Source organism: Gordonia sp. (in: high G+C Gram-positive bacteria) (assembly GCF_052106715.1).
Classification (GTDB): domain Bacteria; phylum Actinomycetota; class Actinomycetes; order Mycobacteriales; family Mycobacteriaceae; genus Gordonia.
Map to the genome: position 1 here is coordinate 36,157 of NZ_JBQEDL010000029.1, position 16,754 is coordinate 52,910.

General features: G+C 65.0%; 15 protein-coding genes. 7 read left to right on the top strand and 8 right to left on the bottom strand.

Features of this window, described 5'->3' with window-relative positions:
• Positions 1 to 21: 21 nt before the first annotated feature.
• A complete protein-coding gene (locus ACTIMF_RS14395; protein WP_442350982.1) occupies positions 22 to 1,527 on the bottom strand; it encodes an NCS1 family nucleobase:cation symporter-1 in 1,506 nt (501 codons plus the stop codon).
• 234 nt (positions 1,528 to 1,761) lie between these two features.
• On the opposite strand from ACTIMF_RS14395, the gene allB reads away from it, so the two are divergent.
• Together allB and ACTIMF_RS14405 are read left to right on the top strand one after the other, a co-directional pair.
• Positions 1,762 to 3,129 (top strand): allantoinase AllB, encoded by a 1,368-nt coding sequence (allB, locus tag ACTIMF_RS14400; RefSeq protein ID WP_442350983.1) that lies wholly within the window; start codon positions 1,762 to 1,764, stop codon positions 3,127 to 3,129.
• Between the two features lie 28 nt (positions 3,130 to 3,157).
• Positions 3,158 to 3,721 carry a Type 1 glutamine amidotransferase-like domain-containing protein gene (locus ACTIMF_RS14405; RefSeq protein WP_442350984.1) on the top strand — a complete coding sequence of 188 codons (564 nt, stop codon included), beginning with the start codon at positions 3,158 to 3,160 and terminating at the stop codon, positions 3,719 to 3,721.
• On the opposite strand, the gene ACTIMF_RS14410 is transcribed toward ACTIMF_RS14405, so the two are convergent.
• From ACTIMF_RS14410 to ACTIMF_RS14420, 3 genes are read right to left on the bottom strand one after another with little or no spacing between them, the layout of a single operon-like run.
• The gene (locus ACTIMF_RS14410; RefSeq protein ID WP_442350985.1) at positions 3,705 to 4,220 is read right to left on the bottom strand and encodes a GNAT family N-acetyltransferase; all 516 of its coding nucleotides are present in this window, start codon (positions 4,218 to 4,220) and stop codon (positions 3,705 to 3,707) included. The genes ACTIMF_RS14405 and ACTIMF_RS14410 overlap by 17 nt on opposite strands.
• Positions 4,217 to 5,368, bottom strand: a complete 1,152-nt coding sequence (locus ACTIMF_RS14415) for a methyltransferase (protein ID WP_442350986.1) — start codon at positions 5,366 to 5,368, stop codon at positions 4,217 to 4,219. The genes ACTIMF_RS14410 and ACTIMF_RS14415 overlap by 4 nt, the downstream gene beginning before the upstream one ends.
• Entirely contained in the window at positions 5,365 to 5,805 is a 441-nt protein-coding gene (locus tag ACTIMF_RS14420; RefSeq protein WP_442350987.1) for a MarR family winged helix-turn-helix transcriptional regulator, read from the bottom strand. Before ACTIMF_RS14420 ends, ACTIMF_RS14415 begins: the two co-directional genes overlap by 4 nt.
• Before the next feature lie 66 nt (positions 5,806 to 5,871).
• On the opposite strand from ACTIMF_RS14420, the gene ACTIMF_RS14425 reads away from it, so the two are divergent.
• Both ACTIMF_RS14425 and ACTIMF_RS14430 read left to right on the top strand, forming a co-directional pair.
• The gene (locus tag ACTIMF_RS14425) at positions 5,872 to 6,966 is read left to right on the top strand and encodes an aminotransferase-like domain-containing protein (RefSeq protein ID WP_442350988.1); all 1,095 of its coding nucleotides are present in this window, start codon (positions 5,872 to 5,874) and stop codon (positions 6,964 to 6,966) included.
• A 56-nt stretch (positions 6,967 to 7,022) separates the two neighbouring features.
• Positions 7,023 to 8,519 (top strand): SulP family inorganic anion transporter, encoded by a 1,497-nt coding sequence (locus ACTIMF_RS14430; protein WP_442350989.1) that lies wholly within the window; start codon positions 7,023 to 7,025, stop codon positions 8,517 to 8,519.
• A gap of 1 nt (position 8,520) precedes the next feature.
• On the opposite strand, the gene thiD is transcribed toward ACTIMF_RS14430, so the two are convergent.
• Together thiD and ACTIMF_RS14440 are read right to left on the bottom strand one after the other, a co-directional pair.
• Positions 8,521 to 9,318, bottom strand: coding sequence for a bifunctional hydroxymethylpyrimidine kinase/phosphomethylpyrimidine kinase (thiD, locus tag ACTIMF_RS14435; protein WP_442350990.1), 798 nt, complete (start codon positions 9,316 to 9,318; stop codon positions 8,521 to 8,523).
• On the bottom strand, positions 9,311 to 9,811 hold the full coding sequence (locus ACTIMF_RS14440) for a nuclear transport factor 2 family protein (RefSeq protein WP_442350991.1): 501 nt from the start codon (positions 9,809 to 9,811) through the stop codon (positions 9,311 to 9,313). Before ACTIMF_RS14440 ends, thiD begins: the two co-directional genes overlap by 8 nt.
• Before the next feature lie 92 nt (positions 9,812 to 9,903).
• Between ACTIMF_RS14440 and ACTIMF_RS14445 the strand changes: the two genes are divergently transcribed.
• Positions 9,904 to 11,214 (top strand): MFS transporter, encoded by a 1,311-nt coding sequence (locus tag ACTIMF_RS14445; protein ID WP_442350992.1) that lies wholly within the window; start codon positions 9,904 to 9,906, stop codon positions 11,212 to 11,214.
• Positions 11,211 to 12,689 carry a pyridoxal phosphate-dependent decarboxylase family protein gene (locus ACTIMF_RS14450; protein WP_442350993.1) on the top strand — a complete coding sequence of 493 codons (1,479 nt, stop codon included), beginning with the start codon at positions 11,211 to 11,213 and terminating at the stop codon, positions 12,687 to 12,689. The genes ACTIMF_RS14445 and ACTIMF_RS14450 overlap by 4 nt, the downstream gene beginning before the upstream one ends.
• A 4-nt stretch (positions 12,690 to 12,693) precedes the next feature.
• On the opposite strand, the gene ACTIMF_RS14455 is transcribed toward ACTIMF_RS14450, so the two are convergent.
• Both ACTIMF_RS14455 and ACTIMF_RS14460 read right to left on the bottom strand, forming a co-directional pair.
• Positions 12,694 to 13,833 (bottom strand): acyl-CoA dehydrogenase family protein, encoded by a 1,140-nt coding sequence (locus ACTIMF_RS14455; protein ID WP_442350994.1) that lies wholly within the window; start codon positions 13,831 to 13,833, stop codon positions 12,694 to 12,696.
• A gap of 135 nt (positions 13,834 to 13,968) precedes the next feature.
• Complete coding sequence (locus ACTIMF_RS14460; protein WP_442350995.1) at positions 13,969 to 15,180, bottom strand: L,D-transpeptidase; 1,212 nt, start codon at positions 15,178 to 15,180, stop codon at positions 13,969 to 13,971.
• A 445-nt stretch (positions 15,181 to 15,625) separates the two neighbouring features.
• Here ACTIMF_RS14460 and ACTIMF_RS14465 point away from each other — a divergent pair, with 445 nt between their 5' ends.
• The gene (locus ACTIMF_RS14465) at positions 15,626 to 16,636 is read left to right on the top strand and encodes an iron-siderophore ABC transporter substrate-binding protein (protein WP_442350996.1); all 1,011 of its coding nucleotides are present in this window, start codon (positions 15,626 to 15,628) and stop codon (positions 16,634 to 16,636) included.
• Positions 16,637 to 16,754 lie beyond the last annotated feature (118 nt).

Sequence of the window (16,754 nt, forward strand, 5' to 3'; positions counted from 1 at the left end):
GCTTCCTTCTCTCGGGGAGGGTCAGTGAGTGCTCGCCACCGCGATGGGCTCACCTGAGACATCGGCGAACGGCCCGCGGCGGTCGGCGACCGCGAGGTACACGATCGCACCCACACCCGCTCCGATGAACCAGGAGAAGTCGGCGACGGAGTCGAAGGCGGGCAGGAACGCCACAAGGAGTGCGATCACCGAGGTGATGACGAGCGCGACGATGGCGCGCGGGTTGACGCCCTTCACATACGCGTACTCACCGTCGGGATGCGAAGTGAACAGCGCCGGAACGTTGATCTTTGCGCGACGCACCAGCCAGTAGTCGGCCATCACGATGCCGAACAACGGCCCGAGGACGGCGCCGAGACCGCCGAGGAAGTACTCGATGACCGCAGGCGAGTTGTACAGGTTCCACGGCAGGATCACCAGGCCGATCACTGCAGAGACCAGCGCGGCACGACGGAAGTTCAGGTGCCTTGGGAACAGGTTGTTGAGCGCGTAGATCGGGGCGACGAAGTTCGCCATCATGTTGACGGCCACCGTCAGGATCAGCAGCGCCAAGCAAGCCAGGACCAGCAGGAGCGTGTTGGGGACCTCCTTGACGATGTCGGCAGGCGACTCGATGACCCGGCCGTCGATACGGAACTGCGCACCGGCGAGTGTGATGACGATGCCGCCGAACACGAGCATGTTGAGCGGGATACCCCAGAAGTTGCCGCGCACGATGGACCGCTTGGACGTCGCATTCCTGGTGAAGTCACAGAAGTTCAGGACGAACGTGCCGTAGATCGCGACCCAGAGGCTCGCACCGCCGACGATCTTCAACCACATGTCACCGCCGGTCAGCGAGTCGGGCGTCGACCAGGCGATGGCCCAATCGCCGTTGCCGAGCATCCAGACCGCGAGCGCGATCATCGTGATGAGAATGACGGGCCCGGCGAACGCCTCATACTTGCGGATCATCTCCATTCCGTAGCTGACGATGATCACCTGCACGATCCACAACGCCACGAACGAGATCCATCCCAGCGTCGACAGCCCGAGGAACTCGTTGGCGTCCAACGTGTTCGCCGACGGAACTAGGGCGACGATCATGATGCGCAGGACCACCGAAGCGAGGTACGTCTGGATGCCGAACCAGGCGATGGCGACCGCGCCACGGATCAACGCGGGCACCTGGGCTCCGCGGATACCGAACGAGATGCGACTCATCACCGGGAACGGGACACCCGTCTTCTCCCCCATGAACCCGGACAGATTCAGGAGCAGGAACAGGAAGACACCGCCCAGCCCGAGTGCCAACAGGATCTGCCAGCCGCCGAGCCCGAGGGCGAACAGCCCGATCGCGAATGAGTAGTTGCCGAGGCTGTGGACGTCGTTCGCCCACAGTGTGAAGATGTTGTACCCACCCCACCGTCGACCCTTGCGCTTGGTCGGCGCTAGATCACTGTTGTACAGCGACGGACTCACGTCCGACGACGGGATGGCATCGTCACGACTGGGATCGTCGATCAGCCCGGTGGACTCTGTGCTCATGGATTCGCCTGTCACGGTCGGAGCGGCAACACTGGTGCCACTGAGATTCCACCTTGCGGAAGTAATACTCCACAAGTTCGATAAGTAACGCGCATATAGACGCCTTCTGTCAAGCCTTACCGCCGATTGACGGTGTCAATGCTCACATCTAGAATCTTCCAATGAGTAGAGTTTCTATTCCACGATGAGAAATTGCGTTGCCGCCGAGTTACGTCGGCGTTAAGGAGCACGTAGATGAGCACTGCCGCTACCGAGCAGGCGAGTCAGCCGACCTTCGACCTGGTCGTCCGCGGTGAGCACACGCTCACTACTGCTGGCATCGTCCCCCGTGAGATCGGAATCCGCGACGGTCGCGTCGTCGCGATCGAACCGCTGGGCAGCGGATTGACCGGCGAGCAGGTCGTGGAACTCACCGACGAGCAGGTGATGATTCCCGGACTGGTCGACACGCACGTCCACGTGAACGAGCCGGGCCGCACCGAATGGGAGGGCTTCGACTCAGCGACCCGAGCTGCGGCAGCAGGCGGCGTCACCACCCTCATCGACATGCCGCTCAACTCGATCCCGCCGACGGTGAACGTCGAGGCACTCAACGCCAAACGCGCAGCGGCATCGGGCAAAACCCACATCGACGTCGGCTTCTGGGGCGGAGCGGTCCCGGGAAACACTGACGACCTGCGGGGCCTTCACGACGAGGGCGTGTTCGGCTTCAAATGCTTCCTTCTGCACTCCGGCGTCGACGAGTTCCCCCACCTCGAAGCCGACGAGATGGAGAAGGACATGGCCGTGCTGGCCGGGTTCGACTCGCTGATGATCGTGCACGCCGAGGACTCGCGCGCCATCGACCACGCTCCGACCGCGGAGGGCAACCAGTACTCGCAGTTCCTCGCGTCCCGACCGCGCGGCGCGGAGAACGTCGCCATCGCCGAGGTCATCGAACGCGCACGGTGGACCGGGGCGCGCGCCCACGTCCTGCACCTGTCGTCGTCGGACGCCCTCCCGATGGTCGCGACGGCTCGCCGCGACGGCGTCAAGATCACCGTCGAGACGTGCCCGCACTACCTGACGCTCCTCGCCGAGGAGATCCCGAACGGCGCAACCGCATACAAGTGCTGCCCGCCGATCCGTGAGGCGTCGAACCGGGAACTGCTGTGGCAGGGCTTGCTCGACGGCACGATCGACTGCATCGTCTCGGACCACTCACCGTCGACCGTCGACCTCAAGGACATCGAGAACGGCGACTTCGGCGTCGCATGGGGCGGCGTCGCATCCCTCCAACTGGGCTTGTCGCTGATCTGGACCGAGGCCAAGCGGCGCGGTATCGAGTTGCCCCAGGTGATGGAGTGGATGGCCGCGAACCCCGCCGCTCTCGCCGGGCTGAACCGAAAAGGCAAGATCGCGCTCGGCTACGACGCCGACTTCGCGATCTTCGAACCGGAGTCCGCCCAGGTCGTCGACGTGCACAAGCTCCACCACAAGAATCCGATCACACCGTACGACGGTCGAGCGCTCGCAGGCGTCGTGACGAGCACGTGGCTGCGGGGCGAGAGGGTCGACTTCCAGACCGCGCACGGCCGGATGCTGCGACGCGGAGACGTCTGACGCGGAGTAGCCGGTAGCGTCGAGTCTCGTGCACCTGCTTCTACTCTCCCTCGGTGACGGGGCCGTAGAGCGTTTCGTCGCCGACACCGTCGGAAAGCCGCCTCGCGAGACCACGATCGGTCACATCTGGGGTGCGGGCCGAGAATTGTTCGCAGACAGAGGCTTCCGAGTGGTCGACTTCGCGGCCGCTCCGGAGTCGGTCGATGCAGTCTTTGTCGGCGGCGGCAACACCTTCATCATCTGGCACGAACTGCGAGCGTCCGGCATGGACCTGGTGCTCGACAAGCGGATCCGTGACGGTCTCCCGTATATCGGACTGAGCGCCGGATCGGTGATCGCCGGCCCCGACATCGAACCCTCCGGCCTGCTCGACGATCCGGCGCAGGCGCCGGGACTCGAGAACACCACGGGCTTCGGGTGGATCTCGGACGTGCCGATCCCCCACGCGGGCGGAATGCTTCCGGCGTACCCGTCCGCGTTGATCGACCGGACGTTCACGACGTTCGGCGACCGTTTCCCGTTGCTCGCACTCGACGACGATCAAGCGCTGGTCGTCCACGACGGCGAGCAACAGATCATCGCGAGCCCGTGATGCCCCAGTCGCGCGCGAACACTGCCATCCGCACCACGTCTCGGTAGGCGCCTTCGGCGTAGAACTCCTCGCGCAGCGTCGCCTCGGCCTCGAACCCGGCCTTGGTGTAGACATGGATCGCTCCGGCGTTGTCGACGTCGACCAGCAGGTACACCTTGTGCAGGTTCAACGTTCCGAACGCGTAGTCCAGAACCAATTTCGTCGCCGTGTGCGCGTACCCGCGCCCCTGATTCCCCGGCGCGACGATGATCTGGAACTCGCATGTCCGGTGCAGCGGCGAGATGTCGACGAGTTCGACGATGCCGACGTCTGCGCCTTCGTCGCTGATGACGAACCGTCGAGCGGAGCCGTCACCGCGACGACGCTCGAACTGCGCCTGCACGTCGGCGCGCGTCAGATACGGCTCGACGAACCAGTACCGAGTCGTGGCGGCGTCACTGAAGAGCGCGTGCAGGAGCTCGGTGTCCGACGCTTCCTGCGCACGGAGGGCGACCGTCATGGGTTCACCATACCGAGATCGTCGGGCGTCAGACGCCACAGCGACGTCCTCTCGCGGCTGCGTGCGGCATGAAACCGGTCTGACGAGTCCTTCGATCGACGATGAGTCGGCGTCGTGTCGAGCCGGTCGACGACGCGCAGTCCCGCGGCGGCGAAGCGTTGCGCGAGGTGGTCGGTTGCCCGTTCGCCGAGATGCTCGGCGAGGTCGGAGAGGATCAGCCAGCCCTCCCCTCCCTCGGAGAGGTGCGCCGACAGACCGTCGAGGAATCCGTGGAGCATCTGCGAGTCCTCGTCGTAGACGCCCTGTTCCAGAGCCGACGAGGGGCGGCCCGGCAGCCACGGAGGGTTACACACGATCAGGTCGGCTCGACCCGAGGGATACAGATCCGCTTCGAGCACGTCGACCTGTTCTCGGTAGCCGAGGCGCGCGATGTTGTCGCGACTGCACGCCACCGCGCGGGGATTGATGTCGGTCGCGGTCACCTGGCCGATTCCACGGCGGGCCAGGAGCGCAGCGAGCACCCCCGTGCCGGTGCCTAGATCGAACGCCACTCTTGCCCCCACGTGCAACGGGGCACGAGCTACGAGGTCGATGTACTCGCCCCTGATCGGGGAGAACACTCCGTAGCAGGGGTGGATTCGGGCGTCGAGCGTCGGGATCGGTACCCCCTTCTCATGCCACTGTCGCGCGCTGATCACGCCGAGCAGTTCGGTCAGCGCGATACACATCGCCTCGTGCGGCTCACCATGGGCCTCGACGCACGCCTGTCTAACCTCCGGCGCACGACGCAGCCCCAGTCTGTAGTCGTCGTCGAGCTGCACGATCAGCGCGCCCAGGATTCGGGCGCGTTCGGCCCGCTGCGCGCGGTGCGCGGCGAAGCTCGACGAGCCGTCTCCGCGTCGAGTGGCAATGCGGTCGATCCGCCGCCCGATCGCCGTCAGCAGCTGGCGTGCGTTGTGGTAGTCGCCGCGCCACAACAGCCCGGTACCCGAGCGCGCGAGCCGGTATGCGTGATTCGCGGTGGTTTCGTCACCGATCACGACGACACGTGACGGCGCGTCGGCACCGGACTCCGAGTGCCAGCGAACCGAGTGCAGGCAATCGTTCTCGGTCCAGTTCACCGTCGACGGGCGCTGTGGGCCGGTCACTCGCTGTCGGCTCCGGCGAGACGCGTCATCACGTCTGTCCACTGGGCTTCGGCGCGGGCATCGACTCCAGCGAACACGGACGCCAGGAGCGACAGTTGAGAGCCAGTGAGTCGGGCTTCGAGTTCGGCGCCCGCCGCCGACGTCGTCAGTCGGCGCACGCGCCGGTCCCGAACGTCCGCATCGACGGTCAGCAGGTCGATGGACTCCAGATCTCTGATCGGCCGATTGATCGCCTGCTTCGAGACGTCGAGCACCACACACAGATCGCCGACGGAGATCCCGGGTTCACGCTGGACGAAGTAGAGGATGCGGTGGTGAGCGCGCCCGAGACCGTATTCGGTCAAGATCTGGTCGGGCAACGCAGTGAATGCGCGATACCCGAAATAGAGCGCCTCAACGGCGTCGCGGAGCTCCGCTTCGCGATTCGAGTCAACCATATTGACCTATCTTGTCTCAGCCCGCACAATTGGGTCAACAATGTTGACCCAAGTCTGGAGTTCCGCATGTTCTCGCAGCGTATCGAAGGGCTTCGCCCATCTCCTATTCGGTCGATCCTCGAAGTGATCGACCGACCCGGGATGGTCTCATTCGCGGGCGGCCTGCCTGCCACCGACATGCTCCCGGAGTGGTCGGGCAGCGTTCCTCCGTCGGTCCTGCAGTACGGCCCGTCCGAAGGCGAGCCCGCGCTGCGGGCCGAGGTGTCTCGACGTCTGATGGATCTCGGTGTCGACGCGCCACCGCATCGCGTGATGATCCTCAGCGGCAGCCAGCAGGGCATCGACCTCGTTGCGAAACTCCTCGTCGACCCGGGGACGCCGACAGCGGTCGACGACCCGACCTACCTCGCGGCGCTTCAGGTGTTCCGCTTCTACGGCGCACGGTTCGTCGACCTCGCGGCGTCGTCGAACGAGGATGCGCGTCTGGCGTACGTCGTCCCCACCTTCGGCAACCCCACCGGAGCGTGCATGTCCGCTGTCGACCGCGACCGCCTCGCCGAACGCTGCCTACGCGAGGACACCGTGCTTTTCGAAGACGACCCATACCGCGATCTCGTCTACGATCCGTGCGACCGCACGCCGGTCGCCGCACGGATGGCCGGCGGACAGTGGATCTATCAGGGATCGTTCTCCAAGACGTTCGCACCGGGTCTGCGGCTGGGCTTCATCGCCGCGTCTGCGGATCTGTTCGACAAACTCGTCATGATCAAACAGGCCACCGACCTCCATACCTCGCGGCTGTCGCAGCACATCGTTCTCGACGCCCTCACCGCCCCCGGCTGGACGGCTCGGATCGATCGTCTCGCCGACTTCTACCGGGAACGACGCGACACCTTCGACGCCGCACTGACCCGGCACTTCCAGAACCTCGCGACCTGGGAGAGGCCGAAGGGCGGACTGTTCTTCTGGCTCCGGCTCACGCAGCGCCTCGACACTCGACCGCTTCTCGCAGCAGCGATCGAGCGCGGCGTCGCGTTCATGCCCGGGGAGGAGTTCTCACCCGATCTGCCCGACCTCGGAACGATGCGACTGAACTTCAGCCACGCACGTGCCGATGACGCCGATCACGGCCTGGCGATCCTCGCCGATCTCCTGGGCTAAAGGCGAGTAGTGTTTCCTCGGTTCTAGGCAACACTCGACCGACAGGAGAAGCCGCGGTGCACGCAACGGCGTCCCGTCTCCTCGACGGACCGGTCATAACCGCATTGCGCAGCCCTCGCCTCTTGACGAAAGAGGCCCTGGCAGGCGTTGTCACGGCCCTTGCCTTGATCCCCGAAGCGATCTCGTTCTCGATCGCGGCTGGCGTCGATCCGCGTATGGGACTGTTCGCGTCGTTCACGATGGCGGTGACGATCTCGATCGTCGGCGGGCGTCCCGCGATGATCTCCGGCGCCGCCGGATCGACCGCACTCGTGATCGCACCCGTCGTCCGTGAACACGGCATCGACTACCTCATCGCGACCGTCCTCCTCGCCGGCGTGCTGCAGATCGTGTTCAGCGTGTGCGGTGTCGCGCGGCTCATGCGATTCATCCCGCGCAGCGTGATGGTCGGATTCGTGAACGCGCTCGCGATCCTGATCTTCTCGGCGCAGATACAACACATGGTCGACGTGCCTTGGATGGTGTATCCGATGATCGCTGTCGGACTGGCCATCATCGTCGGACTGCCCAGGCTGACCACCGTGGTGCCGTCGCCGCTCATCGCGATCATCGTCCTGACCGCTGTGGCGATGGCGTTCGGAGTAGGAGTCCCCACCGTCGGCGACGAGGGCGAACTCCCCAGTTCCCTGCCCCACTGGCTCATCCCCGACGTCCCCTTCGACCTCGAGACGCTGCGGATCATCGCGCCGTACGCCGCAGGCATGGCGCTCGTAGGCCTGCTCGAGTCGCTGATGACTGCGAAACTCGTCGACGACATCACCGACACTCATTCGAACAAGACTCGTGAGGGCTGGGGTCAGGGCGTCGCGAACGTGGTGACTGGCATCTTCGGCGGTATCGGCGGCTGCGCCATGATCGGCCAGACGATGGTCAACGTGAAGACCGCCGGGGCCCGGACCCGCATCTCGACGTTCCTGACCGGTGTGGCCCTCATCGTTCTCGTCGTCGGTCTCGGCGACATCGTCGGACAGATTCCGATGGCCGCGCTCGTCGCAGTGATGATCATGGTCTCCGCCACCACCTTCGACTGGCACAGCATTCGCCCGTCCACCCTGCGCCGGATGCCGAGGAGCGAGACGGCTGTCATGGTGATCGCCGTCGTCGCGACGGTCGCGACCAGCAACCTGGCGATCGGCGTCGTCGCGGGCGTCATCGTCGCGACCCTGCTGTTCGTCCGGCGTGTCGCCCATTTCACAAAGGTGACACGCACCGACCTTGTCGACGGCGACCAGATCACCCGCGTCTACCACGTGCGCGGCGAACTGTTCTTCGCGTCCAGCAACGACCTCGTGTATCAGTTCGACTACGTCGACGACCCCGACCACGTCGTCATCGATCTCTCGGACACCCATGTCTGGGACGCCTCGACCGTCGCCGCGCTCGACGCCATCGAGACCAAGTACCGAGCCAAGGACAAGACCGTCGACATCGTCGGCCTGAACGAGGAGTCCACTCAGCGGCGAGACCGACTGTCCGGGCAGTTGGGCGACTGACTCAGCCCTCGACGCCTTGACGGACAGCGTCGAACGGGAGGTGTCCACTCACGCGCGCCGCAATCGCCGCACCGGTGAAGTCCTTTGCGCTACGCGCCGCGTCGATGACCGACGCACCCTTCGCGAGCTCGGCCGTCAACGCCGCAGCCAAAGTGCAGCCGGCGCCGGAGACCCGCTTGCCGCCGATCTTCGGTGCACGCAGTACCGTCACATCCTGCCCGTCGAACAGGAGGTCGACCGCATCGTCTCCGGGCAGTTCGACGCCGCCCTTGGCCAACACGTACTGCGGGCCCTGCGCACCGATACGGCGAGCGGCCTCCGCGAGCTCGTCGACGGTGGTGATCGAGTTCATTCCGGACAGGATCTGCGACTCGAACAGATTCGGGGTCACGACGGTGGCCTGCGGCAGGACCTTGGCACGCAACGCCTGGTCGGTGTCGAGCGCAGCTCCGGGCTCCTGGCCCTTGCAGATCAGAACCGGGTCGAGGACGACGTGACGCCACGACTGTCGGCCCAACGCGTCCGCGACGACGTCGATCGTCGCAGGCGTGCCGAGCATTCCGATCTTGACGACGTCGAGGTCGTATGCGCTCGTCGCGGCTTCGATCTGGTCGGCGATGACGCCCGGCTCTATCGGCACGAACCGATGTCGCCAGTCGTTCGCTGGATCGAACGACACGATGCAGGTGATAGCGCCGAGGCCGAATACTCCGGACGCCTGAAACGTCTTGAGATCTGTCTGGATACCGGCGCCGCCGGTCGCCTCCGACCCGGCGATCACATATGCGAAGTCAACCACGACTACCGAAAGTACCCTCTTCGATCCGAGCGCCGTCACCTAGCGGCCTCGTGATGGACCACCGCGGCGTGAAACGACTCACCGAGATTCGCCATGCTCCGTCGGTGAACCTGTACTCATCGTCGTACTCGCCGATCGTCACGGTCTCGGTCCGCTCAACGGTGTTCACCTGACGGAACCGCAGCGACCATCGACCGACTGCCGTGTCGTGCGCCGTCAGTTCGATCTCCGGGTGCGAGCCATGATGCATGTCCAGGACCGTGTAGCGACCGTCCACCTTCGCACAGGCGACGTTGCGGAAGACCTCGACCACCGGCTTCACGTCGTCGAAGCTGCCGAGTGGACCGTAATCGATCACCGCGCCCTCGGAGATGAAGGAGTCCTCGAACCCCTCGGGGTCCTTCGCGTCACAGGCTCTCCAGTACCCGTGTTTGAGGCTCTTAATCGATTCGATCGCCTCCAGTGCTGCGATCCGGTCGTCGTTGGTCAGCATGCATCCTGTTCTACACGTCGCCGATTCGGTGGATGTCGACGGCACTCCCCTGAACTCCCGACAATTCCGGTCGGGTCGGATAGGTTCACGAAATGGTGACGCGTCGCGTGGTAGCCGGCTATGCCGCAGGCAGTGTCGGGACCGGAGGCTTCGGCGTCCTCCCCGGACTCGTCCTCGCCTACTACCTCACCGACACCCTCGGCGTCGCGGCAATCCTCGCGTCGATCGTCGTCGTGATCCCCAAGGCCGTCGACGTCGTCGTCAACCCGTTGATCGGTGCGATCAGCGATCGGCACGCGGCGGCGACCCGATCGAGGACGCGACTGATGTGGATCGGCACGGGGGCACTGGTGCCGACGTTCATCCTCACGTTCGCGACGCCGACCGGACTCGGCCCAGCTGCAGCTGCAGTGTGGGTCCTGTTCTTCTTCACCGCGGGCGCCCTGGCCTACGCCTGCTTCCAAGTCCCGTATATCGCGTTGCCTGCCGAGCTCACCGACGGCTACAACGCAAGGACCCGACTGGTCTCTGTGCGCATCGCGATCCTCGCGTTGACCATCCTCGTCGTCGGAGCTGGCGCGCCCGCGATCCGGGACGTCTTCGGCGGCGGCCCGGGAGGTTACCTGGTGATGGCGATCGCTGCTGCCGCCCTCATCGCTGCGGGTATGGCCGCGGCGACCGCATTCGCGGGCACGCATGGTCGGGCGCGAGTGGCGGTCAACGCCACGCCCACCCGCCAGCGCGACGCGTTCACCGCGTTCCGTGACAACGCCCGCTATCGGATCCTGGTGACGGTCTTCGTCCTTCAGGCGTTGGCCAGTGCCGTGATGCTCGCGGGCGCGCAGTATCTCGCGACATACGTCCTGGACGACTCCGGTGCGTTGACGCTTCTCTTCGTCGCGCTCGTCGGCCCGGCACTGCTCGTGATGCCCGTCTGGGTCAGGGTCGGCGTCCGGTACGGCAAGCCGGCCGCGCTGATCGCCGCTTCCGTCCTATTCGGGGTCGCCGCGCTCGGGTTGGCGGGTGCCATGTTCGGTTCGGGGCCGTGGATCTTCGCGCTGGTCGCGCTCGCGGGCGTCGGGTACGCGGGGATGCAGACATTTCCGCTTGCGATGCTTCCCGACGTCATCGACGAGGTGTCGGCGGCCCGAGGACGCGACCAGGGCGGCTCGTTGTCGGGCCTCTGGACCGCGGGCGAGACGCTGGGGCTCGCTCTCGGCCCCGGCGCGTACCTCCTCGTCCTCGCAGCGACCGGTTTCGTCTCATCGACGAACGACGAGGACCGTGCGCAGAGCGACGTCGCCATCGCAGGAATCGCCGGCGGCTTCTCTCTCCTGCCTGCTCTGCTGGTCGCTGTCAGCATCGTCGTATTCCTCCGCTATGAAAGGGCACCAAACCGGTGAACTCCCCCAACGACGTCCTCACTGAACTCCGACGACTCCGAAGCACCGACGCGCCGACCCACGGCGGCCGGATCCTGTCGTACGTCTACGATTCCGGTCTGGCGGATCTCGACCGTCTCGCCGCCGACGCTGCGGCACTCGTGCAGCCGGTCAACGGCCTCGACCCGACCGTCTTCGGATCAGTCGCGGTCCTTGAGCGAGACTTGATCTCCTTCGCGCGCAAAGCATTCGGATCAGCTGATGCGGTGGGCTCGGTGACCTCCGGCGGCACGGAGAGCTGCGTGCTCGCGGTCCTCTCGGCACGTGAACACACGCGGACGCCTGCCGGATCGGGCAACATCGTCGTCCCGTCGACGGCGCACGCGGCATTCGACAAAGCCGCAAAGCTACTCGGCGTCACAGTGCATCGAGTCCCAGTCGATCCCATCACCACACGTGCCGACATCGACGCGATGGCGCGGGCCGTCGATGACGACACGATCCTGCTCGTGGGCTCGGCGCCCAACTACCCGACCGGAGCCCTCGACCCGATCGCCGACCTCGGAGCCCTGGCGTTGCGACGCGGTGTCGGCCTACACGTGGACGCGTGCCTCGGCGGTTTCGCGCTCGCCTGGTGGCCGCAGCCGCTACCAGCGTGGAATCTGACCGTGCCCGGCGTCACCAGCCTGTCTGCCGACTTCCACAAGTATGGATACGCGCCCAAGGGCGCCTCGGTGCTGTTGTACGCCGAGCGGGACCGGCACCGCGCCGCCTACTTCTCGACCACGGACTGGCCCGGCTACCCGATCGTGAACCCGACACTTCTCGGTTCCAAATCGGCAGCAGGCCCGGCCACCGCATGGGCCATAGCGAGGCACCTCGGCGACGACGGTTTCGCCCGACTCGTCGCGGACATCGCAACCTCGGTACGCACACTCGTGGCCGCCGTCGAGGGCCTCGACGGGCTACGGGTTGTCGGCGAGCCGACTGGTCCCGTATTCGCCGTCACCGCCGACCAGGGTGCGACGACCCCCATCCACCCCCACCGATGGGCCGACGAGGTCGCCGCACGAGGCTTCACACTGCAGGCACAGCCCGAGTACGTCCAGAAGGACGGCTCGGTGCTGCCTGCGAGTACCCATTTGACGATCACTCCGGCCACGTCGGCGGTCATCGAAGAACTGTCGGCGGCACTGCGCGAAGGAGCCGACGCCGCTCGAGGGACTGACCGCTCCCCCGCACCGGGGCCACTTCAGGAGTTGGCCGACGCGTTCGACGCCGGTGCGATCACCGTCGACGACGCACTCTCGCTCGATTCGGTATCCACCGAAGCCGTCCTGACAGGTGCGGGAATCGACCCGCACACCGATCCGGCGGACACGTCGGATGCTCTCGATATGAGCGCGGTGATTTCCGCGATTGAGTCATTGCCGAGACCGGTCACCGCGAAGATGCTCACCGAGTTCCTTGCCGCTTACACCAACCCGACGCACTAACGCGTCACAGCGAACGCGAGATGACTTCCTTCATGATCTCGTTGGTGCCGCCGTAAATCATCTGGACGCGGTTGTCGGCCCACATGCGTGCGATCGGGTACTCGTTCATGTAGCCGTATCCGCCGAACAGCTGCAGACAGGTGTCAGCGACCTGCATGGCGCGCTCGGTGGTCCACCACTTGGCCATCGCCACTGTCGGAATGTCGAGTTCCCCACGCAGGTGCTTCTCGATGCAGTCGTCGACGAACACTCGGGCGATATGCGCCTCGGTCGCCACTTCCGCGAGCTTGAACTTGGTGTTCTGGAACCCGAACACCGGCTTGCCGAACGCGGTGCGCTCCTTGGTGTATTCGAGTGTCTTCTCCAGCGCCACCTCCATACCGGCGACGGACGCGACGGCGATGATCAATCGCTCCTGCGGCAGTTGGGTCATCAGCTGGATGAAGCCGAGGCCCTCTTGGTCGCCGAGGAGGTTCGACTGCGGGACGCGCACACCTGAGAAGTTGAGTTCCGCGGTGTCCTGACCACGCATGCCGACCTTGTCGAGGATCCGGCCGCGGCTGAAGCCCTCACGGTCGGTCTCCACCAGGATCAACGAGATGCCCTTGGCGCCCGCTGCGGGATCGGTCTTGGCGACGACGATCACGATGTCGGCCTGACCACCGTTGGTGATGAAGGTCTTGGAACCGTCGATGACGTAGTCGTCGCCGTCCTTGACCGCCTTGGTCTTGACGTTCTGCAGATCCGATCCCGTGCCCGGCTCGGTCATGGCGATCGCGCCGACGACCTCGCCGGAGGCCATCTTCGGCAGCCACTTGTTCTTCAGCTCTTCCGAGCCGTACGCCAGAATGTAGTGGGCGATGATGCCGTTGTGCAGGCTCTGCCCCCACGACGAGTCGACGAGGCGGGCCTGCTCCTCGATCAGAACTGCTTCGTGAGCGAACGTTCCGCCACCGCCGCCGTACTCTTCCGGAATCGACATGCAGAGGAGTCCGACTTCGCCTGCCTTACGCCACAGGTCGCGATCGACGTGGTGTTGTTCGATGTACCGCTCAGTGTTGGGAGCGATCTCCTTCTCACAGAAGCCGCGCGCCATCTCACGCAGTGCGGTCAGGTCCTCAGTTTCCCACGAGGGACGAGCCATGGTGTCCATACCAATCGTCAGTGATTTTTTCTACCGTCCGCGATACTAACACCGCACAATGGCAGAGTCCGGCCGAGGATCCCTCAGCCGGACTCTTTTCATATGTTCACTTATGGGGGGCAAAGGCCGCGGCGGTTACGCGTTGCCCTTCGACCAGGTCGACCACGGGATGTTCCAGTCACCGAGACCGTCGGTCCCCGGCAGTTGCTCGCCGACGGTACCGGTGACGGTCACCGGGTCTCCTCGCAGCGTGTTCCGCACGACCCACAGCGCGTCCTCGGGACTCAGGTTGAGGCAGCCGTGAGACGTGTTGGTGTTGCCCTGCGCCCACACCGACCAGGGAGCCGCGTGCAGGTAAATGCCGCTGTAGGACATCTGGGTCGCGTAGTCGACCGGCGTGCGGTATCCGTCGGCCGAGGTGTTCGGGACACCGTAGGTCGCGGAGTCCATGATGATGCTGTCGACGCGGTCGCCGATCGTGTGGACGCCGTTGTTGGTCGGCGCGTCAGCCTTGCCCATCGACGTCGGCATCCGACGAATCACCTTGCCGTCGCGCTTGACCACAACGATCTTGTCGCTGTCGTCGACCGAGAGCTCGAGATCGCGACCGACCTTGAAGCTGGACGACGCATTGTCCTGACCGAACGTGCCGTCGCCGAGATCGATGCCGAAGATGTTGGCCTTCACGTCGACCTTGGTACCGGGCTTCCAGTACTCCTTGGGACGCCAGCGCACTTCCTGGTCGCTGATCCAGTAGAACGCACCTTCGGTCTTCGGGTTCGTCGTGATCGTGATGGCCTTCTCAGCGGCCTTCCGATCGGCGATCGCCTCGTCGAAGCGGACACCGACGGGCTGCGCCACGCCCACGGTCTCACCGTTCGGCGGAGTGATGTAGGCAGCGGTCTGGTTCTGCGGAGAACGCGTCGTGAACTTGGTCGTGCTCGTGGTACTGCCGCCGACGCCGGACGCGGTCGCGTTGACGGTGTAGCTACGGCCGTAGCCGAACGGCTCGGTGCTCGTCCACTTCGCACCGTCGTCGCTGACGTCACCAGCGATAAATCCACCGCTGGCCTTCTTGATCTTCACGTCGGTGATGGCGCCCTCGGTCGCGTTCACGACGATGGGCTGCCCGGGCTGGACGTCGACCTCGTTCTTACCGAGCGCCTCGCCGCCGGTGTCCGTGACGGAGATCGCGGGCTTGATCATGTCGGCGAACTCGCCATCCGCCTGGACTTCGCTGCCGTAGTTTCCACCGCAGGCCGATAGGAATGCCATCGTCCCGACCAACAGCGCAACCACCGACGCCGTGACCTTTGGTCTGCGTCGGCCACTCCGAGTGATGCCCATCTTGCTACCAAACCTCTTCTAAACCGTTCCCGACTCATGGTCATGGGAATCCGAAAGCGGACCGTGTTCCGATTCTCGTCGATTGTACGAGACGTCGACCGTATTCCTCGTCGCCGAGGACAGCTGGACCGATTCGCCACACGCAGGTGCAGCGTCGTCCTTTTTGTCGTCACTGCACGCAGGGATGTTACCGACGGACGAAAGCTCCACTACCTCGATGAATCGCTGTCGACAATACCCAATACCTCCGACAACGACCACTGCATCGACGCCGGGGTCACACCGGTGTGACTCATTCGACCGAATGGGTCACGACATCGACTAGAGGTTGACGGTGCCGCGCATCGGATCAGTCGTCACAGCCAACTACCAGGACCACCATAGGTGATGGTTAGGCTAGGCATACTGAAGGGCCGGGTGGCTCTTCTCAGGACAGAGGAGAACGATGATTCGACGAGGACTCGTGGTTCTGGCCACCGTCGCTACGACCGCCGCTTGTATGACCGCGTGCTCACCGTCCGACGACGACACCCAGGCAGACGTCGCCGCCGGGTATCCGGTGACGGTCGCATCGGCACTCGGAGACGTCACTGTCCCGACTCGCCCCGAACGTGTCGTCACTCTCGGCTGGGGCAGTACCGAAACGGCCCTCGCACTCGGAGTCACGCCGGTCGGGATGCGCGATATGACGTCGGATACCTCCGACGGCAGCGGTATTCAGCCGTGGGTCGCAGACCGCCTCGGTGACGCGAAGCCCGAACTGCTCGACGAGACCAGCAAGTCGGTGCCGTACGAGAAGATCGCCGCCCTCGACCCCGATGTGATCCTCGCCGTCCAGTCCGGCCTCACTGCGGACCAGTATGCACTGCTCAGCAACATCGCCCCGACGGTCGCCTATCCCGGCGCACCGTGGCAGACCAGCTGGCGAGACCAGGCCACAACCGTCGGCGCGGTGCTCGGCAAGCCCGACGAGGCCAAGCAACTCGTCGCGGACGCAGACGAACGGCTCGCCGAGGTCAAACGCTCCCATCCGGAGTTCTCCGGCAAGACGGTCGCGGCCACCAGCGTCACCGATCCAGCGGGCCTCGGCTACTACTTCGACACCGACCCGCGCGTCGAGATGCTGGCCGCCATGGGGTTCACTCCGCTCGAGTCGCTCGCCTCGCTTCGGGAGTCCGCGCCGGACGGGAAGTTCGCCGCACAGGTCGGTTGGGAGAGCGTCGGCCGATACTCCCCCGACGTTCTCACCACCTGGTTCCTGGACGAGTCGACCAAGGCGGACGCCGAGTCGAACCCGGCGTACACCACGCTCCGCGCGGTGCGTCAGAAGTCGAACGTGGCTATGACCGATCCCGACCTCGTCTTCGCCGCGAGTTCGCCGAACGTCGTAAACCTGCCGTGGTTGCTCGACCGTATCGTTCCGAAGCTGTCGACGGCGGCCAACAACGTGAAGTGAGGCCCCCGAGGTCCGGCCGTAACGAAGACTTCGGAATGAAAAATCCCCTCACCGACGTCTCCGCTGGTGAAGGGATGTGCTGTGCGCCATCAGGGACTTGAACCCCGAACCCGCTGAT